We start from the raw sequence: 24,714 nt of genomic DNA on the forward strand, positions 1-24,714 counted from the left end.
AAGGACTGTAGGCAACAGTAAACTGAGAGAGTGCCACTGACTTAGGTGAAAGTCCCCAACGCTCTCTTTCGTCATTCGCTTATTCGATTTGCTGGCAATATGGCGATCTTCATAGCTGATAGAGTTATCAATTTCTCAGAAGCTGACTAGAGTTAACATTAACCCAATAGTCTTGGAGTGGGCGGATGGAAGATGACAATCAACGTCAAGCTGAGCTCAAAGCTTTCCTTTTTATAACCGTAATTATGTTTCCGATCCTTGCTGTAGCCGTGGTGGGGGGGTATGGCTTTTTGGTGTGGTTTTTACAGGTGGTTACAGGCTAATAACCAGATGGAACAGGCCGCGTACAGAGATGGTTGAATAGTAAAGTATGTAGAGAGGTCGTAATGAAATGTTCACGACGTAAATTTATTAAAGCGCAGGCAGCAGCATCTGCGGCAGCGGCCATTGGTATGACTATTCCGGTGAAGGCCAGTAACGTTGTTACGGATGCATCGCAGACTCAGCTTAAATGGCAGAAAGCACCCTGTCGTTTTTGCGGAACAGGCTGCTCGGTTAACGTTGGGATAAAAGATGACAAAGTCGTCGCGACCCATGGTGATATCAAATCACCGGTTAACCGAGGATTGAACTGTGTGAAGGGATACTTCCTCTCCAAGATTATGTACGGTGATGACCGTTTAACCCAACCTATGCTGCGAATGAAAGGCGGCAAGTATGACAAGAATGGTGAATTTACCCCTGTGAGCTGGGATCAAGCCTTCGATATCATGGCTGAGAAGTGGAAGGCAACCCTGAAAGAGAAAGGGCCAGAAGGCATTGGTATGTTTGGCTCAGGCCAATGGACAGTATATGAAGGTTATGCCGCTTCCAAATTGATGAAGGGGGGATTCCGGTCTAACAATATTGAACCGAATGCCCGCCATTGTATGGCCTCTGCTGTTGTTGGTTTTATCAGAACCTTTGGTATCGATGAGCCAATGGGGTGTTATGACGATATCGAAGCTGCTGATGCATTTGTTCTCTGGGGCTCGAACATGGCTGAAATGCATCCCATTTTATGGACACGGGTGACAGACCGCCGTTTGTCTAATCCACATGTAAAAGTCTCTGTCTTATCGACGTTTGAACACCGAAGTTTTGAGCTGGCAGATGTTCCTATTGTTTTTACTCCTCAGTCTGATCTCGCCATCCTGAACTTTATTGCTAATTACATTATTACCAACAACAAGGTAAACCAAGACTTTGTGGGTAAGCATGTGAATTTCCGCCGTGGTGCGACAGATATTGGTTATGGTTTGCGGCCTGAGCATCCGCTGCAGCAAAAAGCCAAGAATCCGGATAGCGGTGCGTCAGATCCAATGACGTATGAAGAATTTAAAGAGTTTGTATCGGAGTATACGGTAGAAAAAGTCAGTGAGCTGTCAGGGGTTAAAACCGATAAACTTATTGAGTTAGCAGAGCTTTATGCCAATCCGGATACCAAGGTTGTTTCGTTTTGGACCATGGGTTTCAATCAACATACACGTGGGGTGTGGTGCAATAACCTGGTGTACAACATTCACCTGCTGACCGGGAAAATCTCGACTCCCGGCAACAGTCCGTTTTCATTGACAGGCCAGCCTTCGGCCTGTGGTACTGCCCGCGAGGTCGGTACTTTTGCTCACCGTTTGCCTGCTGATTTGGTTGTTGCCAATCCAGAACACCGTAAAACGGCGGAAAAAATCTGGAAGCTGCCGGATGGAACTATTCCGGGCAAAGTCGGGGCGCATGCTGTATTGCAAAGTCGCCTTTTGAAAGACAGCAAAATCAATGTTTATTGGATTCAGGTTAATAACAACCTGCAGGCCGGCGCTAATATTAACGAGGAAACTCTGCCGGGTTATCGAAATCCGGATAACTTCATTGTTGTTTCGGACTCATACCCAACAGTTACAGCCCAAGCAGCAGATTTGATATTACCTGCAGCAATGTGGGTAGAGAAGGAAGGCGCTTATGGTAACGCTGAGCGTCGTACTCAGTTGTGGTATCAAATGGTAAAAGCGCCCGGAGAATCAAAATCAGATCTGTGGCAGCTAATGGAGTTTTCAAAGCGTTTTAAAACAGAGGAAGTGTGGCCGAAAGAACTGCTTGATGCTAACCCTGGCTACAAAGGAAAAACGCTGTTTGATGTGCTGTTCATTAATGGCAACGTCAATAAATTCCCGTTGTCTGACTTGCCTGAAGGCCAGATAAACGACGAGGCGACAGAGTACGGTTTCTATGTTCAAAAAGGCTTGTTTGAAGAGTACGCTGAGTTCGGCCGGGGGCATGGTCATGACTTGGCACCGTTTGAAATGTATCACCAAACTCGGGGCTTACGCTGGCCTGTTGTCGACGGCAAGGAAACCTTATGGCGATACCGCGAAGGGACTGATCCTTATGTAAAAAAAGGCGCAGGCTTTGAGTTTTACGGCAAGCCTGATGGCAAAGCTATTATTTTTGCCCTGCCGTATGAACCGCCAGCAGAAAGTCCGGATAAAGAATATGACCTCTGGCTATCGACTGGGCGAGTTCTTGAGCATTGGCATTCTGGGTCAATGACACAACGTGTTCCTGAGTTATTTAAATCCTATCCGAATGCGCAGGTTTTCATGCATCCTGAGGATGCCAAATCACGTGGTTTAAGACGTGGTGATGCTGTCAAAGTTGTATCACGGCGTGGTGAGATCGTTACTCGGGTTGAAACGCGAGGACGGAATAAGCCACCTAAAGGCTTGGTATTCGTCCCTTGGTTTGATGCCAGTCAGCTTATTAATAAGGTCACCTTGGATGCGACGGATCCGTTGTCTAAGCAGACTGACTTCAAGAAATGCGCCATTAAAATAATGAAAGTATAGGAGACCGAATAATGAAGGGTTTAATGTCCGTACTCCTATTGCTCTCGGCAACCTTGTCGCTTTCAGCTGCAGTGGTGATTGCTGCGACGGCTGTTGTTGACGATGAGTTGGCAACGCTGCGCAAGTCTCCGCTCAATATTCAGCCTGAGCCACCGGTGATGAGCCATCCCTTGAATACTGACCATATTCCAAGACGCAGCTATCCGATGCAGCCTCCGCTTATTCCCCACAAGATAGATAATTATCAAGTGGATCTGAATGTGAATAAGTGCATGTCTTGCCATGCTAGAAGTCGAGTAGAAGAAACGCAGGCGAGAATGATCAGTGTGACCCACTATATGGATCGCGATGGTAACTTTTTGGCAGAGCTTTCTCCGCGAAGGTACTTCTGCCAGCAATGCCATGTGGTACAAACCGATGCGAAGCAACTGGTTGGTACTGATTTCACCGATCTTGACACCTTGATTGATCAAGAGCTGTGAGGAGGTAGCCAGCATGTGGAACTGGATAAAGAAATGGTGGAAATTAGTCAGCTCCCCGCCGAAACACTTTAGCCTGGGGTTTTTAACCTTGGGTGGTTTTATAGCCGGTATTATTTTCTGGGGGGCGTTCAACACGGGTATGGAATTTACCAATAGTGAACCATTCTGTGTTAGTTGCCATAGAGATAATGTCTATCAGGAAATTCAAGGTACTATTCATTTTACTAATCGTACTGGGGTGCGGGCGATCTGCTCTGATTGTCATGTTCCCCATGATTGGACAGACAAAATGGCGCGTAAGATGCAGGCATCGAAAGAAGTGTATGCTTGGATAACCGGTGCGATTTCGACTATGGATAAGTTTAATGACAGGCGTCGGCATATGGCTGATAGAGAGTGGGCGAGGATGAAAAAAAACGACTCACTGGAATGCCGCAATTGCCATGAATTTGTTTATATGGACTTTACGCGACAGTCACAGCGGGCGTCAAACCAGCACTCGACGGCATTGGCAGATGGCTCTAAGACATGTATCGATTGTCATAAAGGTATCGCTCACAAGCTGCCGGATATGCATGGCGTGGAAGGTTTCTGATGTTGTGAAGCGTGGTCATCTTAAACCTACAGAGTTATTGTAAAGCGGGTAACAAGCTCCTTGTTACCCGCTTTATTTTGCGTCAACGGAAGGATATTTCCGCTTATGCAAAGCTGCATCTTGTGCGAAAAATAGTCAAAAGTGGCAGTATGTTTCCGAACAACTCAATAAAAGGTGATATCTGGTCAATTATCGAGTGGAAATAGAAATATAGCTATTACTCGTAATAGGAAGGGAATAAAATGTTGTGCTTCTCTAAGTATGGGTATCCATTGTTTTTACAGTGTGTACAAAAACAAACAGCACTGCGAACAACAGCGAACAATAAACTCTATGAGTAAATCTGAAGCACCATCTTTTAGTTATAAATTTCTCCTCCCTCGCTACTGGCCGACATTAGTGATGGTATTGGTCATGTATCTGCTTAGCTGGCTGCCTTATTTCATACAGTTTCGCCTAGGACAATGGATTGGCCAGGGGGTTATGCGGCTGATGCCAAAACGCCGCCAGACAATAGAGAAGAATCTATCGCTTTGTTTTCCTGATATGACAGAAAAGGAACGCAACCGCTTGGTAGAAATGAATGTTAGGAATGCAGGACTGGCATTGTTTGAAACGGGAATGGCCTGGTTTTGGCCTGATCTGCGTGTTCGTCGTCACGTGACCCTCGAAGGAATGGAGCATATATACAAGCTAGAAAGCGAAGGGAAAGGGATGCTGATGATGGCGGTTCATTCAATGAACCTGGAGTTGGGGGCACGAGCATTTGGTATCACGAAGGCTGGCATGGGTGTTTATCGCCCGAATAGCAATCCCTGCTTTGATTATTTTCAGTATCAAGGGCGCTCTCGCTCAAACCGCACATTGATAGACCGCAGAGATGTCAAAGGAATGATCCATGCTTTGCGTACCGGTAAAGTTGTTTGGTATGCACCTGATCACGATTATGGTCGACGTCGCTCAACGTTTGCACCGCTGTTTGCGGTTGAGAATGCCTGCACGACAACGGGCACAAGTCTACTAGCCGATGCGTCTGAATGTGCAATTGTTCCGTTTACAATCGTCAGAAATACAGATTCCGGCCAATATACACTGAAAATGCACGAGCCTTTGGAAGCCTTTCCTCATAAAGATGAACAGGCTGCAGCGGTGTATATTAATAAAGCCGTCGAGCGTTCAATCATGGAAGCGCCTGAGCAATACATGTGGCTTCACCGTCGTTTTAAGACACGCCCTGAAGGGGAGCCTTGCTTATATGCGAAACCATCATCCTAGTGATACAATTTATGTCTAAATAGGCCTAACGCATCCGACTTTCAAAAAGCCCACTCAAGTGGGCTTTTTCTTTCCCGTAAAGTATGCATTTATGCCTATGGCGCATAATTTAATTGTGCAGCGTACAGTTATTTTGATATAAACTGTCATAGCTAAATCGTTGTACTTGAAGACTATTTTCTGAATATAACCTGTATGAGCAGATAGAATTGTTGTAACAATCTTGCATGATTGGTTTCAAATTAATAAAATACGATGTTCGATATGGGTAATGACTTACTTTTTTTGACCATGATGAAGTCATAGTAATAACCATGGGATTGTTTTTTTGATATGAGTAAATATACCGCACCTACGTTTGAAAAGGCGTTTTTCCACCCTCGATATTGGCTAACGTTGACATTAATTAGCACGATGTATTTAGTTAGCTGGTTGCCTTATTTTATCCAGTTCCGGCTAGGTCAGGGATTAGGTCGTCTGGGTATGGGACTGGTTAAGAAACGCCGCAAGACAATTGAACGTAACCTTGAGCTTTGCTTTCCTGATATGTCCACGAATGAGCGTGAAGCTTTAATCCAGAAGAATATCGATAATACTGGTTTAGCCATGTTTGAAACGGGCATGGCATGGTTCTGGCCAGATTTGCGTGTTGAGCGTCATGTACAGTATGAAGGTTTGGAATATCTTCAGCAGTTAGAAAAACAGGGAAAAGGTGTGCTGTTGATCGCCGTGCATTCGTTAAATCTCGAGTTGGGAGCCAGGGCATTCGGCCTTAAAGTTCCTGGTGTCGGGGTGTATCGTCCAAACACCAACCCATGCTTTGATTACTTTCAGTTCAATGGCCGGATCCGCTCGAATAAATACATGGTCGATCGAAAAGATGTCAAAGGAATGCTGCGTGCATTGCGAAAGGGCGAGCGTGTATGGTACGCACCTGATCATGATTATGGCCGTCGTCGTTCGACGTTTGCACCACTTTTTGCTGTTGAAAAGGCATGTACGACTACAGGAACGAGCTTGCTGGTGGACGCGTCAGATTGTGCTGTTGTTCCTTTTGCTATGGTTCGTAATACGGACTCGGGGCGCTATACGTTGAAAGTCTTCCCGCCATTGGACGATTTTCCTCATAATAAGCCTGAAGCCGCTGCGGTATATGTCAATAAGGCCATTGAGCGATCTATTATGGAAGCGCCGGAGCAGTATATGTGGCTTCATCGACGCTTTAAGACTCGACCAGAAGGCGAAGAGTCGCTTTACTAGTTGTAGCGTATAAGGGAAGGGATACATCGAGGTAGTGCAAGGAAAAGTGTGACGGCGTTTTCCTTGCTCTTCCTGAATACGCGTATTTCTTGAATAAATGGCAGCTTATAGCTTTAGCTCGCTTCAACTCTTTCTTCATTCCTTTACCCGCTATATTACCGTTTTTATTCAACTAGTCTGCCGTGTTGATAATCCGATAATGCCTGCTCAATTTCTTCCATGCTATTCATCACAAACGGACCGTAATGCACCACTGGTTCATCGATTGGAAGGCCGGAAAGGAGCAACACTCCGGTATCTTCGGTTGCCCGAATTGACAGTCCCTCTCCGCTATCAAGAATAGCCAGCTGGCCAGCCTGAGCGGTGATCCCTTCTATTGCTATAGCACCTTGATAAATATAAAGCATGGCTTGAAAATCAGGATTCAGACAGCTATTAAAAGACTCTCCTTCCGCTGCGCGCCAATCTGCTATTGTAGTCGGTACACCGGTTTTCTGTAATGGTCCGGTTAGGGTCTCTCCCTTGATGGTTAAATCGCCAGCAATTACACGGATCAGATTTTGTTCCGAGAACTGTTTTTCAACAATCACGTCAGGTTGAAAATCATGATATTGCGCGGGTAGCATTTTCTTGGTTGCCGGCAAGTTTATCCAGATCTGAAAACCATGTAGGTTACCGTCTGTCATCATGGGCATTTCGCTGTGAATAACGCCACGTCCGGCAGACATCCATTGAGCACCGCCACTTCGCAGTTCACCGGTATTTCCCATATGGTCCTTATGCTGGAAATGGCCTTGTAGCATATAGGTGAGTGTTTCGATCCCCCTGTGAGGGTGAGGAGGAAAGCCGCCAATATAGTCGTCGGGGCTCTCCGACTTTAACTCATCAATCATCAGAAATGGCGAGAATTGGATATTATCAAAACCGTGTGCCCGTTGAATTTTAACCCCGTCACCATCGGAAGATGGGTGAGAGTCGATGATTTGCTTTATACGTCTGATAGCCATAAGCCCTCCGAATATTAAGCCCGCTTTATGGGTATGTTGTTAGTGTAGGAGGGCTGCTTCGAGGTTAACAGAGGATAAAAATGAACAGCTTGTTTGAAAAAGTTGAATGAGTTTGAGTAGCAAGATAGAGCTTAGGTATTAGAGTCTAGTCTTTGCCATGCTTCGCAAATCTTACGAAATTGTTCAGTGTCACCATTTGGCCTGTCAGGGTGCCAGCGAAGTGCAAGTTTTCGCCATTGTCGGCGGATTTGGCTGGCAGTCGCATCTGCGGGTAAGTCGAGAATTGCGAGATCTTGTTGGTTTGAGCTTGATAACGATGTAGTGGGATCGGTTTTGGAAGAGCCGATATGGCTTTGATAGCGGCGCCAGAATGAAGAGAGCAGGGCTTTGACTGCTTGCGCATCGGTATTGTAGTTTCGCCAGTCGAGGTAGTAACCCCTTAGCGGGTCATCAATATCGATCTGATTTTGTGCCGATGCCATGTTGTGAGACAGGCGAATATCCATTGCTTGCGCTTGAAGCCATTGTTTAGGCAGTAGTATTTCCTGTAGTTGATACAGGGCATTCATTAATAGGAAATTACGTTTGAAAAGATCCTTTTCAGGATCGTCGTCTAACGTATTGAGGAGATCTTGCCGTCTTAGTGCATCGGCAAGAGTATGGATCATCCAGCCCGTAGGCTTTTCCTGCAGGAGTGAAATGATCGGCCAGATCAAAGGATTATCATATTCAGAGTCGTTGTCTAGATCCATTGCTCATATGCTTCTCATTGAGGTTGAAAGATAGCCTAGCAGAAAAGTGTGGAAGAAACTTCCTCCCTTTTTGTAGAGCGGAATATTTTCGATGGATTTATAGTCAGGGAGAGCCTGTTAGTGTGATGTTACATTATTCCGAAGAGGGTCGCAGAGTTAGCCGTCCTTAACTATCAAGGTCACCAAACGGTGACCTTGATAGTTAAGCAGAGTCTGACTTATTGAGCCAGTGAGTAGAAGATTGCTGAAATTGAAATAAGACCAATTATCGTCACAAAGATGTTGCTCAGCGCACCTGAATGCTGTCGCATCGCAGGTACTTTTTTGATTGCATACATTGGCATGATGAAAAGCAGCATAGCGATGACCGGGCCTCCCAGACTCTCAATCATACCCAGAATACTTGGGTTAATTGTGGCAACGGCCCAAGTTGTTAATAGCATGAATAATGCAGTAAACGTGTTAAGTGCTTTCGGACCGACCTTTCTGCCTTGGCTACGTGCCATTTTAATAACAAGACCGTTGAGGCCTTCGCTTGCACCTATGTAATGGCCAAGGAAAGACTTGGTAATGGCAATAATAGCAACGACAGGGGCTGCGTAAGCGATAGTCGGTGTTTCAAAGTGGTTAGCCAGATAGGTTAAAATCGAAACGTTCTGAGCTTTTGCTTCAGCTAGGTTAGCCGGGGATAAGCTAAGGACGCAGCTGAAAACAAAGAACATAACGGTTGCAACCATCATAATATGGCTTCGTAACAGAATGCGCGAACACTGTTTCTCGGCATTTGCACCGTATTCTTTTTGCTTGGCGACCGCGAATGATGAAATGACCGGTGAATGGTTGAATGAGAACACCATAACCGGAAGGATCAGCCAAACCGCCATAAAAATAGCATTCGCACCGCCTTCTGCAGGTATTACTTGTTCAAAGATAGTGCCATTCCAGTGAGGCACAAGATACAACGCAAGCATAAGCAGCACAGCTACGAAAGGGAATACCAAAATACTCATGGCTTTGATGATAAGCTGCTCACCCAATCGGACGATAGCCATCAAACCAATGATTAGTGCCAATGCTAAAATGGCTCTTGATGGTGGTTCGATACTCAGCTGATGCTGCATGAAGCTTTCTACCGTATTGGTAAGCGCTACACTATAAACCAGCAAGATAGGGTAGATGGCAAAAAAGTACAGCAGGGTGATTACTTTCCCCATGCCAGGACCAAAATGCTCTTCTACAACCTCGGTAATATCGGCACCAGGGTTAGAACTTGATAATACAAAGCGTGTCATACCTCGGTGAGCAAAGTAAGTCATTGGCAGGGCTAAAATTGCCATTACCAAGAGGGGAATAAGACCACCTACACCGGCATTTATTGGCAGAAACAAAGTACCTGCACCTACTGCAGTGCCGTAGAGGCCAAGAGCCCATACTGTATCGTTTTTGCTCCAACCAATTTTGGAAGCATTTTTTGCTGAAGTATTAGCAGTATTGTTTTTCACAGTGTCCATAATGGACATCTCCTTTATAGGTATAACGTTATAGCCTTCAAAGGGTTCAAGTCGTATATCTTCCATGCTTCGCTAAGTGCGAAGGAATATAAGCAGCGCATGGTTTAGTACTCGTTGAGTCTCAGTTGAGAGCTCTCTCGAGTGCTATACCGGCGTTCGGGTGAACAAAGAAAAGAAGCTGAATGGGGAGTTGAATAATTAGAGCGCTCAGTGGCGATTCTAAGTATCCAAGTGACGGTCCTGGGTCTTATTATGTATATCCATGTGGCATTAAGCTGCTGGTGTCAATGTCTGCTGTATATCGCTAAATAAATAAAACCTTATAAATACTAATGGAACCCTAGACAACGGGAGAAGTATAGGGAATTCCTTGTGGTACAACTATTAATTTCAGGCCATTGGCCGTTTGTTTGCATAAATAATATGCATATGTATCAATACCTAAAAAGAGTAGTTATGGAAAAATACAAGTGAAGATGAATATTTGTTAATACTTAGAGACGCTAATTAAAGAGGAGTTATATTTTCACGTGATAAATATAATTAGCAGATGAATCGATAAGTACTTATTTAGCAGTGCAACCTATGAATGATTATATAATATAAATGAAAAATCGTTACTCCACTTTTCAGAGTAACGATAATATCTTTATTGAGTAAAAATTATTCGGTGTTCGTTATTCATCCTTAACTGAAAGAATAAATTTTCCGGGGCTACGGTTGCTAATGCTTTTAAGAATTTTTCCATCCATTTGCATATATGCAAACCAATAGGGAGCTTGATCAATGAGAAAGGCGTTGCTCTTTTTCATCATGTCATAGATGGTGAATACTTTGGCCTGACCCAGAGCAACACCATGCAAACTACGTTCATATACAGGTACATCATTAAGATCTTCCTGAATAGCATTCTTTAAATGCAGTAATCGAGGTCCCCAGTCGATGTAATCAACAATACGCTGTGTAAGTCGTTTTTCCCACTTTTCTAAAATAGCGGGTAAAAACGCCATTGAGTAGGTAATGTCGGCGCAGGCAAAGTAGTCTTCTCTTTGCTCATTTTCACGAAATCGTGTCATAACCAATTCCAGTGCGTCATCAAAACAGTTGGTAAAGTGGTTGCATATGGCAAATTGGCTCATGCCCCGAACCATCCCCAATAATACACCTTCGTCTGGTTCTTTGTAGTTGGCATCTTCCAAACGCATACGGGTGACATTGGCCATTGTGATAGCATGCTGCCACATCTTGGGTGCGATAAGTTTGGTATTGTCATCCGCCCACTTGAGTATTGGCTTTGCCATCAGAACAGGGTAAAGCATGCGACAATTGTTAATACCAATAAATCCGATCGCGGTTTTAGGATCAGAGATCTTTCTGGGTGTTTTGCCCATTTGTTTACAAAATTGTGGGTTATTAACAAGTTCTAAAATATTAGCCCCTAGCGAATTATTAATAATTGCTAACGAGCCAAGTTTTTGAAAATTAAGGGTCGGCGAATAAGCAAATGAGGCAAAATCACCGAACCCTGAATGTATATTTAGTAACCGTGTAATATCTATTTTCTCAAAACGAGATTCCATTACATTATGTGCTGTTTTTTGAACCAGTTCGAGGATCTTCTTTTGGCGCTTTTGTCTGACAATATCCTCAGCTCTTCTTTCCAGAACCTTATCGGTCTCACAATTTAATAAGAGACGTTGATTATCTGTAATACGTTCCTTTTCATATAGAATAATTGTGTCACAAAATTCAGTTTCTCTGCTTAATATATGGTCAACATCGTCTTGATTGACTAAATACTGTAAGCTCACCATCCACTTAGCGTGCCGCCTTTGTACTTGGTGACTAATTTCTGATGCTGCAGCTTGCGCTTCTTTTGTGTAGCGCTTGTCAGAAAAAAGCGACTCTATCACGTCTCCCCCTCGGTGATGCAAAATCAATCAATAATGTTCGAAGAAAATCGTTCTTATAAGTATGGCGCTACTATATGACATAGCCAACAAATATGGAATATTGATATAACGCTATTGTTTGATCTGCCAGTATATGGAGGGGAAATGAGCAAGGATTGCGCAGTTATATGGTAGATATACAATAAAGGAAGGCTTTGATGCCTTCCTTTATATACAGAGTAGTTACTTAGATAGCAATTTAGTCGCGGAAGTTATCGAACTGGAAAGGCAGGCCGAGGTCGGCTTCGCGAACGAGTGCCATAGTTGCTTGTAAGTCATCACGCTTCTTAGCAGTAACACGTACCTTGTCACCTTGAATTGCAGCTTGCACCTTAAGCTTCGAATCTTTGATGGCTTTTACAAGTTTTTTTGCTGTTGCTGTTTCAATGCCTTGCTTGAATTCAACATTACAAGCAAATGATTTACCTGAACGAACAACGTCTTTTTGTTCCATTGACTGTGCATCAACAAAGCGCTTTGCAAGGTTGCTACGGAGAATTGCAACAAGTTGATTAAGCTGAAAATCAGATTCAGTTGTGATTTTTACAATTTCTTTCTCTAGCTTGAAACTTGCGTCAACACCTCGGAAATCGAAACGTGTTTCAAGCTCACGTGATGAGTTGTCTACTGCATTGCGTACTTCAACTAAATCGACTTCAGAGATAATATCAAAAGATGGCATTTGCTCAATCCTAATCCGTAATTGTCATATTCATCCGGCGAGTATATCAAAATTTAGTCAGCTGTGACGGGTTCGCCGATATACACCGTCGCTGTACTGCTTCTAGTTATAGCTTATTTACGTGCTTTAATCGCATCAGCCAGCATATCGAACATGGTAACGGTATCTGCCCAATTAATACATGGATCTGTGATCGATTGGCCGTATGTTAGTTCATCAAGCTTATTGCTATCGACAGTCTGTGTGCCTTCTTCAATAAAGCTTTCGGCCATGATACCAGCAATGAAGTTACTGCCATTTTTGATTTGATCACAAATGTCTGCGGCTACATCAAGCTGGCGCTTGTGTTGTTTTTGGCAGTTACCATGACTGAAGTCGACGACAAGTCGAGTCGGTAGGTTGAAAGAGGCCAATGTTTCACACGACGCACTAATATCTTCCTGATGGTAATTTGGCATTTTCCCACCACGTAAGATGACATGGCCATATGGGTTGCCAGAAGTGCGGTAGATAGTCATTTCGCCAGTTTTGGCCGGAGAGCAGAATACATGGGGTTCTCGTGTGGCACGAATTGCATCCACGGCTATTTTGATATTACCGTCGGTACCGTTTTTAAAGCCAACCGGACAGGAAAGGGCGGACGCCATCTCTCGGTGGATTTGAGATTCGGTGGTACGGGCACCAATAGCACCCCACGAAATAAGGTCGGCTAGGTATTGGCCGGTGATCATATCCAAAAACTCGGTGGCTGTAGGCATACCTAGTTTATTAATATCAACCAGCAGTTTACGGGCAGTATGTAAACCTGTAACGAGATCAAGGCTACCATCAAGATGCGGATCAGAAACTAATCCTTTCCAACCAACCACAGTACGTGGTTTTTCAAAGTAAGTGCGCATAACAATACAAAGTTCGTTCTTGTATTTGTCTTGTATACTCATCAGGCGCTGGGCATAGTCGAGGGCAGCTTCAGGATCATGTACCGAGCAAGGACCAACGATTACGAGAAGCCTAGAATCTTGTCCCGTTAAAATCGCTTCAACCTGACGGCGAGACTTCGCGATATGTTCTGCGATTTTATCTGTAATTGGGTAAGCGGCTTCAACGTCTGCAGGTGTTGGCATTAACCCTAGGCTAACCGTTCGGAGTTCATCTGTTTTCATTGGCATAATACGTTTGCCTATCTCGGTATATCAAAAAATTACGACGCGTAAAGATAGCCCAAAAGACCGCAGGAATAAACCAAACTTGTGATATGACATAGGTTTTTATCTCAATTGTCCGCCCTTTAGTAAGCATAGAGAGTGTAATGATCAGTGATCGTTGCCAAGCTCAGGCGATGTGGCCGAAGAAAAGTGTCCCCCAACGCTTGCTCCTGGGGAAAACGGGAATGAGAATATGTCATGTAACGATCTATGCACTTAAACTAAATATATTTTCAATGTTGGTGTTTTCTTCTTGCCATGGTGTGAATGAAAAAGTAATGTCATGAGATGACCTTAGGAAGCTTGTTAACAAGCACTTAGTGGTTATTGTTCAGTTAGGTTGTTATCTTGATGTACATACGATTGTGATGGCTGTCTTGTATTTTAATTCAGTGCAAAGCGAATGTATTGGTACTTCCCCTAGCAGAACACAACCTCCTGATTTTGGCGTAAATAAGTTGTAGTGGTGCCGTATGACAAACAAAACTCATTCTGGTTTTTATTTTACAGAATTATTAAAAGATCCCTCTCAGTTAGAGAAGCAGGACCCTGCTATTGGCTTGGTTTCAATGGATGACCTAATTAGTAATGTTATTGGTATCCATCCCTATGCGGTTTCGGAAACAGCCAAGCTTTCAGAACAGCAACAGCAGGTGGTATTGGAACGCGCCGGTGAATTCGAGACCCCGGCAGAATGGTATGTAACAGTACTAACGAATATCTTGGTTAAGGCTGCGAAGATTGCTGGTGACAAGCCGCTTCGGGTTAGGCTATCTGGTGCTGACTCGCATTGCCGACAAGCTTTGGTGGGCAGTGAGCTGGAAGCAACGGAAGTGAATCCGTTGATTGGACTTCGTGGCGTATCCCGTTTTGCTGACAAGACACACCGAAAGAGTTTTGATTTGGAGTGTGAAGTGATTAAGCGAGCGCGGAACTCAGAAGGGATGGCCAATATAGAATTGGTTATTCCTTTTGTGAGAACGTACAGCGAAGCGGCTACGGCGATTGATTTACTGGCAGAGCGGGGGCTGTGCCGAGGTGCGCAAGGCTTAAAGGTCCACTTGATGTGTGAACTACCGGCCAATGCGTTGTTGACCGAAAAATTCTTGCCGTATTTTGATGGTTTAGTCATTGATATCGATCAGCTGGGACAGTTTGCGCTGGGTCTCGATCAGAATCATGAATCGCTAAATTATCTGCACGATGATCAGAACGAAGCGGTATTGCAGTTGGTAAGGCATGCCGTTAATACAGCAGAAAGTGCAGGTAAAGTGTGTGAGGTTGTCAGCCACTATATCCATAAGGCACCAAAGCTGCAGAAATGGTTGCTGGACCATGATGTGCGATCTGTAATTAGTCAGTGAAGGCTAGTTAGCAGCAGTAACCTGAAGTCATAGTTTGATGTGATGATAAAGAAAAACCGGCAATTGATTTTTATGCCGGTTTTTTATTTTCTCGTGAATAACAGTTTAAAAATAGCAGTTTATGAAGAGCAACTTACTTCAAGCTCTTTTCCCCATTGTGGTGGCAGTGCTGCATAGTCTTCATACTCAGGGTACTCTGAGTAAGGATCCGTAAGCACTAACAGGAGCTTATCGACCATACTGAAGTCGCCCTGTTCGGCAAGTACAATGGCCTGCTGGGCAAGGTAGTTCCTCAATATGTACTTAGGATTAGATTGCTGCATTTGCCTGAGTCTTTCCTGATCGTTGATCGACTCAAGCTCAAGGCGTGTTGCGTAGTGCTGCAGCCATTGTGATAAAGTCGTCGTGCAACTGAAGAGGCCTTCAAAGTGAGGAATGCTGCTTGCCAGCTCTTCTTTGGGGATTGTCGAAAGTGTTCTGAAAAATACCGTGTAGTCGACGCCTTGGTTGGCTAATAGGCGAAACATCTCACTGTATAGGTCGGAGTCTTGATCTCGTTTTTCAGTTAGCCCCAGCTTATTGCGCATTCTTTTGCTGTAGTGCAATTGTAGCTGCGCTTGATAGGTATTAAGTGCCTCGTCAATCAGGCTCTTATCAATGAGTGGTGATAGGGCATAGCCCAGCGCCGACAAGTTCCAAAGAGCAATTGAAGGTTGTTGATTGAAGGCATACCGACCGGAGTAGTCTGAATGGTTACAAATGAAGCCCGGGTTGTAGTCATCCAAAAAGCCGTAAGGGCCGTAATCAAACGTGAGCCCTAGCACTGACATATTGTCGGTATTCATCACGCCGTGAGCAAACCCGACAGATTGCCAGTCAGCAATCATTTCGGCGGTCAGGCTGACAATTCGATGAAACATAATAGCGTAGCGGTTTGGTGTGCTGTCCGATTCTTGTTGCAGCAGATCAGGAAAGTGGTGTCTGATCAGATAGTCGGCCAGTAATTTTAGCTCAGCGTGCTGGTTGGTATAAAACAGATATTCAAAATGACCGAACCTTAGATGGCTCTCGGCAACTCGAATTAGAGTTGTTCCTCGCTCGACTTGTTCGCGGTAGACCGGAGTTGTGCTACTAAGTACGGCAAGGGCATGAGTCGTTCTAATTCCTAACCCATGCATTGCCGCACTGCCCAGGTATTCGCGAATACTGGAACGAAGCACTGCGCGGCCATCTCCTTGCCGAGAGTAGGGTGTGGTGCCGGAGCCCTTGAGGTGGATATCCCATTTTTCCCCCTGGCTTGTCAGTACCTCGCCCATCAATAAGCCGCGTCCGTCGCCAAGATCCGGATTGTATTGACCAAATTGGTGACCGGTATATTTCATCGCGATAGGAGAGAAACCGTGCAGTTCATCATTGCCGGTAAACAGGTCAACGAAATAATCGGTACTTGCCTCATCCAGATCAAGCTCAAGCAGTGTACAGACTTTTGGATTAACACTGACGAGAAAAGGGTCAGTTAGCGGTTGTGGTTTGATCTGGGTGCCGAATACAGAGGGCAGTTCACTGTAGGTATTACTGAACGTCAGTTCTGAGAGAGTTCGCATTGAGCCAGCCTATCTGCTGTTTATTACTGTCTGGATAACAACATATACCTAAGTTACCTTCTCGTAACAAGATACAAAAAGTAGGGCTATTTAAGATGGCGAGTCATCCTCGATGAAACGAGCATCCTGTGTGGTTCGGATATCTAATTTAAGAATAGCCTGACAGGAAAGAAAGGTGAGCCGTTAGGTAATGGGTTCGATATCAACAATTCTTGAGCGGTTCATGATGATCTTCCAACGCTGGATACGGACCGTCATATCTTCATCTGTCTCTCGTGTGATCAAGTTAATCAGGTGGCGTTTTTCTACCGACTCTTTCGACACTTGGCCGTCTTTCAGCTGATAGATTTTTTGCGAGCCTTTTTCCATCAGCTTAGTTACCATTCTGAGGTCAAGCATGATGGCCTCACGACTTTGTTCATAACCAGTCAGAAACTTGGTTGTGGACATGCGCGTGGTGCTTTTGTAATGCAAGATAGTTTCTTCCCGCTGGGAAACCTTGTGCTTTCTCACTTTTTTGATTTCATCATCAAGCTTGCTGTAACCGACATATTCCAACCACTCAAGTTGGCGGCCTATCAACCGGTTTGAGTTGGCATCAAAAAACTGCTTGCGCCACTTTGGTTTCCCTTTACGTACCCAGCGCCATAGCATGGTTTTTAGGTCGTCTTTGAATACTTCACGGGCGGCGTAGACAAATGCCAGTACAAGAATGAATGAAGCCGTAATATCGCCCAGAACCCCTCGAGCCTGTATCAACATAAGGGTGACGAAAATCATCACAAAACCAGCCGCAAAACCAGTAACAACTTTCTTGGTATTTTTACCGAGCTCGATAGTTTTTTCTTTCATCGTGACCGGATATTCAATCAAACGGCGTAGGAGGCGCATTTTATTGGACATCCGAGTTTGATCTTGAGTTGCCTTGCTGGAGTTATAATCATTGTTCAGGCGGTGTTGGGTTTCATTCTCACAGATATCGATTAGCAGTGCTTTAATATCAGTGTAATCATTGCCGCGAGGTAGGTGAGAGACAAGAGACAGACAGCGCTGTTCGGTAAACCACGACAGGTAATTATCAATGTTTTCGTAGTATTTTAAGAGTTTCTTGTCGCTCGGTACACTACGACGCAACCTTTTCAAGATACGTACTGCCAGTTCTGCGACTTCTTCAACTTCGGCTAGTGTACGATCTTGCTTATCTTCCAGTAGCTGATGAGCCGTTTGTTCTAAGGCCAGCGCATACTGATAAGCATATAAACTTAGACTTAGACGGTATTGCTCGCTTGAGAGTTTGCCACGACTGGCAAGGCGGCTGTGAACCAGAGGGAGGTGGTTCACATCACTGTAATAAGTACGTTTCCCGAGAATGGCATTATGGTAGAACTCGTCTTCTGAGATGATTTTTGAGTTCAGGCCCAATTCACCGGGCACAAAAATATAGAGGTCAAGCTGTCGATTGGTCGTTTCTTGAATGACATGGGAAATTTTAACTTTATGTCCGTCTTTTTTTTCAACAGTGATCACTATGTTTTAATACCTCGTGGAGAAAATGATGCCGTAATGCTGGGTCGCCAGTTGTTGATTATCACTTATATTCGATAATAATATCAGTGGTAGGACTAATTTTAGATGAATTAACAATTTATAAGCCGTTCAAATGATGGTTCATCGCATCGATAGAGTGAAAAACAGTCAATTAGATGAAGATAGGTCAGGCGTGATGAATCAACATCACGTATAATGCGCGGCCTAAAGTATATGATGATAGCGATTGCCGTGTTTCAACAACGAAATTTACCAGATACATGGATATGAAAATCGTATTTTGTTTACCCAGAGAGTGTCGAATAAATGATTAAAATAGGACAATACAACACGTTAGAGGTCGTCAAACGAGTAGATTTTGGCGTTTTCCTTGATGGTGGTGAAGACTTTGGCAATATCCTGTTGCCGAAATCCTCTGTTCCGGCTGGCACTGAACTGGGAGATGAAATCGAAGTCTTCATCTACTTTGATTCTGAAGATGACATTATAGCAACGACTGATCGGCCTTTGGCGCAAGTAGATGATTTTGCTCTATTGCGTGTTGTCGGTATCTGCGGTATCGGCGCATTTGTCGATTGGGGGTTGAGTAAAGACTTGCTGGTCCCATTTAGTGAACAGCGCCGTCGCCTTGAAGTCGGTCAGGACATCATGGTGCGTATCTATACTGACAAAGCCTCTGGTCGTATTGTAGGTTCGACGAAGTTCAACCGCTTCCTAGACAAAACCCCTGCGGATTATAAGCTGGGGCAGGAAGTACAGGTGATGATTGCTGAAGTAACCGATCTTGGTTACAAAGCCGTGATTGAAGATGCGCACTGGGGCTTGATTTTCAAAACTGAATCATTCGGTAAACTGTTCCCGGGCAAAAAATTGAAGGCCTATATTAAAGAGCTCCGCCCTGATGGCAAGATCAACTTGTCGTTGCAGAAAGCAGGCCGAGGCAAGGTTGACGATCTAGCTGATAAGATCCTGACGACACTAGAACGTAAAGGCGGCTTTGTCCCACTAAGCGATAAGTCTTCACCTGAAGAGATCTTTAAGGAGTTCCGTACCAGTAAGGCAACGTTCAAGAAAACAATCGGCGGTCTGTACAAGAAAGGTCTGATAGTTATTGAACGGGGCGGTATCAGGTTGAACGATAACTAATATTTATTTCTAAGCCGGTGAATATCACCGGCTTTTTTGTGACTGTTGGCATATTATACTGCCTGTTATGCATGTATGTTTGTAGCGTCAAGTTGAAGCTTATAAACGAGGGCATAGTATGCAAGGAAGTAAATTGTCAAAACTCGCGGCTTTGATCGCGCTAATGGTTGCAGCTCCAGTGATAGCTGCTGATGTACCTGCTGATGTAACATTAGCAACGGTACAGGAAATTGTTCGTGGTAACGGTGACGAAGTTCCGACGCTTGATCCTGCATACTCCTCTGATAATGCCAGTGCCCGGGTGATCCAGGATATGTTTGAAGGCTTGGTGACCCAAGATCTCAATGGTGACATCATTCCGGCGCTCGCATCCCACTGGAAGTCGTCCGAGAACGGAAAAGTGTTCACCTTCGTTTTGCGCGAAGACATTAAGTGGTCTAACGGTGAACCTATTACCGCTCATGATTTCGAGTACAGCTTCAAGCGGGTTATTGATCCGAAAACGGCAGCCCCCTATGCTTGGTATTATTCCACTGCGCATATCAACAATGCGGATGCGATTAGCCTCGGTGACAAGGAAGTAGACAGCCTCGGTGTAAAAGCGATAGACGATACGACACTACAGATAACGTTAGACAGGCCTGTACCGCACTTTACCAAAATGCTGGTTCATGAATCGATGTTTCCGGTATACCGCAAGGCTGTTGAAACTTATGGTGACAGATGGACCAAACCTGAGAACATTGTAACCAGTAGTGCCTATAACCTCTCGAAGTGGGTTATCAATGAAAGGTTAGTTCTGGAGCGAAGCCCGTCATATTGGAATGATACAAAGACCGTTATCAATAAAGTAACTTACCTGCCAATTCAAGATCTCAAAGCTGAATATAATCGTTTTCTTACTGGTGAAATTGATATTACATCCTCATTTCCGCTGGAGCTTTACAATACCATTAAAAAGCAACGCCCTGATGAATTGCTGACGGTGCCTTCGTTAGGAACATACTATTACTTGTTCAATATTGATAAAGCGCCGTTTGATGATGCAAGAGTGCGCAAAGCGCTGGCTTATGCGCTTGACCGAGATGTAATTACTGAGGTTATCTTGGGACAAGGTCAACCAGCTGCCTATACAGTGACTCCTCAATCCGTTGCCGGTTATAAAGCTCCTGATCTGGCATGGGAGGAAATGAGCCAGAAAGAACGAAATAACAAAGCGAAGCAGTTGTTGGCGGAAGCCGGTTTTGACAAGTCAAACCCGCTTAAGTTTGAACTTGTATATAATACCAATGAGTCACATAAAAAACTGGCAATTGTGATGGCGTCAATGTGGAAGAAAGCCTTGGGTGTTCAGGTAGAGCTTGCCAATCAGGAGTGGAAGACATTTTTACAGAAGCTTGGCCAGAAAGACTTTACCGTTGCCCGTTATGCCTGGATGGGTGATTACAATGAGGCCTCTACATTCCTCTCATATTTTGAAAGCAGTGGTATGAACTATTCGAAGTGGAGTAACGATGCATTCGATAAGGCAATGCAGCAGGCTGCGATAGCTCCTTCAAATAAGGAACGTAACGGGTATTATCAGCAGGCAGAAGAGGTGTTCGCACAGGAGATGCCGGCAATTCCCGTTTACCACTACACTAAAACGGTTCTGAAACAACCTCAGGTTGGTGGATACTCGCTGAAAAATGCGTCTGAAAGTCGTTATAGTCGTGATTTGTATATAACGAAGTAGCACTATGAATAATTCGTTATCTAGAATATAAATAACGGAAAAGCTGGGCATTTATGCTCAGCTTTTTTGTTGAGCAAAATGCCAGTTAAATTCTGTCGGCTATATTATCGATTCTGGTGAAACCATTGCGATAAGAATGACATATGTTGTGAAGCATCTCCACGATCGCTATTTCTGCCCACGACGGATCTTCGTTATTTGATAGAGTTGCCAGCGAATAAGTTGGATAGGGTTAGGTCGATGCATAAAGCGAAAATTGTCATTTTATTTTTGATGTCGGTACTTCTGATTGGCTGTGCATCTCAAAAGAAAGTTGATGCGTTTTTGAATGATACTCAAGAGCAGCTTGAGGACTTTATTACTGCCGAGGAAGGCATTGTTAATCGAGAAGAGCAGCAAGTGATCGTTATTCTCAGCGGCGATAAAAGCTTTCGACACGGAAGTGCAGAAGTTAGAGATAAAGGGCACGCAGTGCTCGAAAAAATATCAGATTTTCTGTCACAGAACCCCAAGTCCACCATTTTTGTCGTAGGCCATACCGACAGCACAGGCTCTGCAGAGTTTAACCAGCGGCTGTCAGAGCAACGGGCTGTTGCCGTAACTGAATTCTTTGTCTCAGAAGGTATTGATACCAAGAGAGTCAATAGTTACGGAGTAGGCGAGTGGAGCCCAATTGCAAGCAATGAACAAGCATCGGGGCGTCAGGAGAATCGGCGCATCGAAGTTCGGATCACACCAATATTTGACTTGTTCAAGTAGTCAGCGGGTAGATACTGACACTGATTGGTATAAAAGAAGGAAGCCAATGGCTTCCTTCTTTTTTATGCGGGTAAGGATTTTAGCTGCAAACCGAACAGGTCGGCTGTTTGACGAGCTTCATCTCTCGCCAGCTCATGCTCATCGCATCGAGCATCAATATCTTTCCGCTTAGCGGCTGGCCCATGTTGGCAACAACCTTTATTGCTTCCATTGCCTGTACCGCACCCACAATACCGACAACAGGCGACATGATGCCTGCTTCAACGCAGCTTAGTGCCTGTTCGCCGAATAGGGCACTCAGGCATTGGTAACAGGGCTCGTCATTTTGATAGGTATAGACGCTGATCTGACCTTCCATGCGAATAGCCGCTCCTGAAACCAGAGGCGTTTTCGTTTGGTGGCACAGACGATTCAGTTGATTGCGCGTTGCTACATTGTCACTGCAATCAAGCACAATCGAATGTTGCTCAATAAGGGCTAGCAGTTCATTGTCGTCAAGGCGCTTTGCAACCGTTTCAACCTGAGTATTGGGGTTGATAGTGATGAGTGCCTGCTTGGCGGATTCAACCTTCAAGGCGCCTACTGTACTGTCGTTATGCAGCACTTGGCGTTGTAGGTTGGATACCTCAACCTTGTCATCATCGATTAAGGTTAGCTTTCCAATACCGGCAGCTGCCAGATATTGGGTAGACGCACAGCCCAACCCGCCAGCACCAAGGATTAGCATCGATGATGCTTTTAACGCTTCCTGACCATCAAAATCAAACTGCTTGAGAATGATTTGACGGTTGTAACGCAGCATTTCTGCATCGGTTAGTTCTACCACGGTGTGTTCCTGTTTGATAAAGGTTAATACATAGTGTGGTTGAATAGCTCGATTGTTACGTCCTCTCCAGGCATTACTCGGCCACGCTCTTGTTCAAGTACTACAAAGCAATTAGCCTGATGCATTGAACTGAAGGCGCCAGAGCCTTGGTTACCCGTTGTCGCAACTTCAATCAGGCCTTCGGTGTTGATCTGGTAGATACCGCGCTGGAAGTCAGTACGCCCGGGACGTTTTTTGAATACGGTTGTCGCCTTTGCTTTCAGGCGCTGAGGGGCTTGATACTGGGTATGGCCCGCAAGCTTGGCAATCATCGGCTGAACTAGCTGATACAGAGTGAGCATTGCCGATACAGGGTTACCCGGCAAGCCACAGAACCAAGTGTCTTTAATGGTACCGAATGCGAAAGGCTTACCCGGTTTCATGGCAATTTTCCAGAAGCCGATTTCACCCTGTTCATCGAGAATATCTTTGGTGTAGTCAGCTTCACCTACGCTTACGCCACCAGAGGTGACCAGCACATCAGCTTTAGTGGCTTCATCAAATGCTTCACGTAATTTTTCAGGGTTGTCTGGAATGATCCCAAGATCAATGACATCGCAGCCAAATTTTTCTAATAGGGCACGGATACCATAGCGGTTGCTGTCATAGATTTGGCCAGCTTCCAGCGGTTCACCAACAGAGCGGAGCTCATCGCCCGTTGAGAAGAACGCAACGCTCGGACGACGGTAGACATTGACAGTAGCAATGCCCAGTGAAGCCAGTAAAGGCATTTCGCGAGCAGTCACACGGTTGCCTTTGGCAACAACGATATCACCCAAGCAAACGTCATCACCGATAGGGCGCACGTTGTCATTGGCTGGTGGCTTGATTAGGAAACGAACACTGTCGCCATCGACTTCAGTTTCTTCCTGCATGATCACCGTATCGGCACCTTCTGGCATCTGGGCACCCGTCATAATGCGGATACACTGGCCTTCGGTACATACCCCCTCGAATGGGATTCCGGCAAATGATTTGCCTGCCAGAGTCAAGGTGTCTGTCTTTTTGAGATCAGCACTACGTAGTGCATAGCCGTCCATCGCCGAGTTGGCAAAAGGCGGTACGTTAATTGGAGAGAGAATATCTTCAGCGATTACCTGTCCCATCGCTTCAGACAAAGAAACAGCATGTACTGTTTCAAGTGGCTTAACTTCTGCCAAAATCTTGGTCAGAGCGGATTCTACAGGCATCAGGCCTGGCGCGTCACAACATCCCATAAGTGGTATCCGTTATAAGTCATTAGCTTATTATAATTTGCATAAGGAATTATTATGACAAAAAAAACGGTTCATCACTAATACCTTAGTAAATTCGTAGTGTATTTTTTGTCATTTACAGGTATCCTGCGAGCTGAATTATCGCTGGCAGTTTTAGAGTGGGCACGTAAATAGCATTGCGCCCACGCCGGTTGGAGGGAAAGAATGACAGCATTAAGCGAATCTGCATTGAAGGTGCGCCAGGCACTGGAAGAGCGTGGACTTGAAACACCCATGACGGACAGGGTGGTAAGCCGCGAAGAGAAGAAAGAGAGAATTGAGTATCACATGCGTGAGATCTTGGAGCTTCTTTCGTTAGACTTATCAGATGATAGCCTGATGGAAACCCCGCATCGTATCGCCAAGATGTATGTGGATGAAGTTTTCTCTGGCCTTGATTATGCCAATTTCCCCAAAATTACAGTTATCGAAAACAAGATGAACTGTGATGAGATGGTTCGAGTTAAAGACATTACCCTGACCAGTACTTGTGAACATCACTTGGTAACTATCGATGGCAAGGCAACCGTTGCTTATATCCCTCGCGGGAAGATTATCGGTCTGTCGAAGATCAACCGTATTGTTCGCTTCTTCGCTCAGCGACCTCAGGTTCAGGAACGCATGACACAGCAGATCCTGGTTGCCCTCCAGACATTACTGGAAAGCGATGATGTAGCAATAACCATGGAAGCAACACACTATTGTGTTAAAGCTCGTGGCGTCATGGATGCGACAAGCTCGACGACTACAACTGCACTCAGCGGGATTTTCAAACGTAATCCAGCTACCCGTGCCGAGTTCCTGAACGGTCTTCGCTAGACGTGAGCATTTAGCTCC

Annotated in this window: 21 protein-coding genes; 11 read left to right on the plus strand and 10 right to left on the minus strand. The window is 44.8% G+C overall.

Annotated elements, in window-relative coordinates:
• Positions 1-185 precede the first annotated feature (185 nt).
• From EDI28_RS03640 to lpxL (EDI28_RS03665), 6 genes are all read left to right on the plus strand, one after another.
• On the plus strand, positions 186-323 hold the full coding sequence (locus EDI28_RS03640) for a periplasmic nitrate reductase, NapE protein (protein WP_128782453.1): 138 nt from the start codon (positions 186-188) through the stop codon (positions 321-323).
• Positions 324-386: 63 nt separating this feature from the next.
• Positions 387-2,879, plus strand: coding sequence for a nitrate reductase catalytic subunit NapA (gene napA, locus EDI28_RS03645; protein WP_128782454.1), 2,493 nt, complete (start codon positions 387-389; stop codon positions 2,877-2,879).
• An 11-nt stretch (positions 2,880-2,890) separates the two neighbouring features.
• Positions 2,891-3,361, plus strand: a complete 471-nt coding sequence (locus EDI28_RS03650; RefSeq protein WP_233353260.1) for a nitrate reductase cytochrome c-type subunit — start codon at positions 2,891-2,893, stop codon at positions 3,359-3,361.
• A 13-nt stretch (positions 3,362-3,374) separates the two neighbouring features.
• Positions 3,375-3,956 (plus strand): NapC/NirT family cytochrome c, encoded by a 582-nt coding sequence (locus EDI28_RS03655; RefSeq protein ID WP_128782455.1) that lies wholly within the window; start codon positions 3,375-3,377, stop codon positions 3,954-3,956.
• A 333-nt stretch (positions 3,957-4,289) separates the two neighbouring features.
• Positions 4,290-5,231, plus strand: a complete 942-nt coding sequence (gene lpxL, locus EDI28_RS03660; protein ID WP_128782456.1) for an LpxL/LpxP family Kdo(2)-lipid IV(A) lauroyl/palmitoleoyl acyltransferase — start codon at positions 4,290-4,292, stop codon at positions 5,229-5,231.
• Positions 5,232-5,564: 333 nt separating this feature from the next.
• On the plus strand, positions 5,565-6,491 hold the full coding sequence (lpxL, locus tag EDI28_RS03665; RefSeq protein ID WP_128782457.1) for an LpxL/LpxP family Kdo(2)-lipid IV(A) lauroyl/palmitoleoyl acyltransferase: 927 nt from the start codon (positions 5,565-5,567) through the stop codon (positions 6,489-6,491).
• 164 nt (positions 6,492-6,655) lie between these two features.
• On the opposite strand, the gene EDI28_RS03670 is transcribed toward lpxL (EDI28_RS03665), so the two are convergent.
• The 6 genes from EDI28_RS03670 to EDI28_RS03695 form a co-directional block, all read right to left on the minus strand.
• Positions 6,656-7,498 (minus strand): pirin family protein, encoded by an 843-nt coding sequence (locus EDI28_RS03670; RefSeq protein WP_128782458.1) that lies wholly within the window; start codon positions 7,496-7,498, stop codon positions 6,656-6,658.
• Positions 7,499-7,629: 131 nt separating this feature from the next.
• Positions 7,630-8,250: a DNA-J related domain-containing protein gene (locus EDI28_RS03675; protein ID WP_128782459.1), complete on the minus strand. Its 621-nt coding sequence runs from the start codon at positions 8,248-8,250 to the stop codon at positions 7,630-7,632.
• Positions 8,251-8,468: 218 nt separating this feature from the next.
• Positions 8,469-9,761 (minus strand): HAAAP family serine/threonine permease, encoded by a 1,293-nt coding sequence (locus EDI28_RS03680; RefSeq protein WP_128782460.1) that lies wholly within the window; start codon positions 9,759-9,761, stop codon positions 8,469-8,471.
• A gap of 677 nt (positions 9,762-10,438) precedes the next feature.
• Positions 10,439-11,674, minus strand: coding sequence for an HDOD domain-containing protein (locus tag EDI28_RS03685; RefSeq protein WP_128782461.1), 1,236 nt, complete (start codon positions 11,672-11,674; stop codon positions 10,439-10,441).
• A 238-nt stretch (positions 11,675-11,912) separates the two neighbouring features.
• A complete protein-coding gene (locus EDI28_RS03690) occupies positions 11,913-12,395 on the minus strand; it encodes a YajQ family cyclic di-GMP-binding protein (protein ID WP_128782462.1) in 483 nt (160 codons plus the stop codon).
• Between the two features lie 113 nt (positions 12,396-12,508).
• Positions 12,509-13,564: a 3-deoxy-7-phosphoheptulonate synthase gene (locus EDI28_RS03695; RefSeq protein ID WP_128782463.1), complete on the minus strand. Its 1,056-nt coding sequence runs from the start codon at positions 13,562-13,564 to the stop codon at positions 12,509-12,511.
• A gap of 509 nt (positions 13,565-14,073) precedes the next feature.
• On the opposite strand from EDI28_RS03695, the gene EDI28_RS03700 reads away from it, so the two are divergent.
• Positions 14,074-14,964, plus strand: coding sequence for a putative PEP-binding protein (locus EDI28_RS03700; protein WP_128782464.1), 891 nt, complete (start codon positions 14,074-14,076; stop codon positions 14,962-14,964).
• 119 nt (positions 14,965-15,083) lie between these two features.
• On the opposite strand, the gene EDI28_RS03705 is transcribed toward EDI28_RS03700, so the two are convergent.
• A complete protein-coding gene (locus tag EDI28_RS03705) occupies positions 15,084-16,568 on the minus strand; it encodes a protein adenylyltransferase SelO (RefSeq protein ID WP_128782465.1) in 1,485 nt (494 codons plus the stop codon).
• A 183-nt stretch (positions 16,569-16,751) separates the two neighbouring features.
• Positions 16,752-18,095 carry a hypothetical protein gene (locus EDI28_RS03710; RefSeq protein WP_128782466.1) on the minus strand — a complete coding sequence of 448 codons (1,344 nt, stop codon included), beginning with the start codon at positions 18,093-18,095 and terminating at the stop codon, positions 16,752-16,754.
• 327 nt (positions 18,096-18,422) lie between these two features.
• Here EDI28_RS03710 and EDI28_RS03715 point away from each other — a divergent pair, with 327 nt between their 5' ends.
• From EDI28_RS03715 to EDI28_RS03725, 3 genes are all read left to right on the plus strand, one after another.
• Positions 18,423-19,262 carry a CvfB family protein gene (locus EDI28_RS03715; RefSeq protein WP_128782467.1) on the plus strand — a complete coding sequence of 280 codons (840 nt, stop codon included), beginning with the start codon at positions 18,423-18,425 and terminating at the stop codon, positions 19,260-19,262.
• A gap of 118 nt (positions 19,263-19,380) precedes the next feature.
• A complete protein-coding gene (locus tag EDI28_RS03720; RefSeq protein ID WP_128782468.1) occupies positions 19,381-20,997 on the plus strand; it encodes a peptide ABC transporter substrate-binding protein in 1,617 nt (538 codons plus the stop codon).
• 240 nt (positions 20,998-21,237) lie between these two features.
• Complete coding sequence (locus tag EDI28_RS03725) at positions 21,238-21,756, plus strand: OmpA family protein (protein WP_128782469.1); 519 nt, start codon at positions 21,238-21,240, stop codon at positions 21,754-21,756.
• Between the two features lie 79 nt (positions 21,757-21,835).
• Here EDI28_RS03725 and moeB read toward each other — a convergent pair whose 3' ends face one another.
• Together moeB and moeA are read right to left on the minus strand one after the other, a co-directional pair.
• Positions 21,836-22,582: a molybdopterin-synthase adenylyltransferase MoeB gene (gene moeB / locus EDI28_RS03730; RefSeq protein ID WP_128782470.1), complete on the minus strand. Its 747-nt coding sequence runs from the start codon at positions 22,580-22,582 to the stop codon at positions 21,836-21,838.
• A 23-nt stretch (positions 22,583-22,605) separates the two neighbouring features.
• The gene (gene moeA, locus EDI28_RS03735) at positions 22,606-23,838 is read right to left on the minus strand and encodes a molybdopterin molybdotransferase MoeA (RefSeq protein ID WP_128782471.1); all 1,233 of its coding nucleotides are present in this window, start codon (positions 23,836-23,838) and stop codon (positions 22,606-22,608) included.
• Positions 23,839-24,042: 204 nt separating this feature from the next.
• On the opposite strand from moeA, the gene folE reads away from it, so the two are divergent.
• Entirely contained in the window at positions 24,043-24,696 is a 654-nt protein-coding gene (gene folE / locus EDI28_RS03740) for a GTP cyclohydrolase I FolE (protein WP_128782472.1), read from the plus strand.
• The last annotated feature ends 18 nt before the right edge of the window (positions 24,697-24,714 follow it).

The sequence above is a fragment of the Photobacterium chitinilyticum genome, assembly GCF_004104355.1.
In the GTDB taxonomy this organism is placed as follows: domain Bacteria; phylum Pseudomonadota; class Gammaproteobacteria; order Enterobacterales; family Vibrionaceae; genus Photobacterium; species Photobacterium chitinilyticum.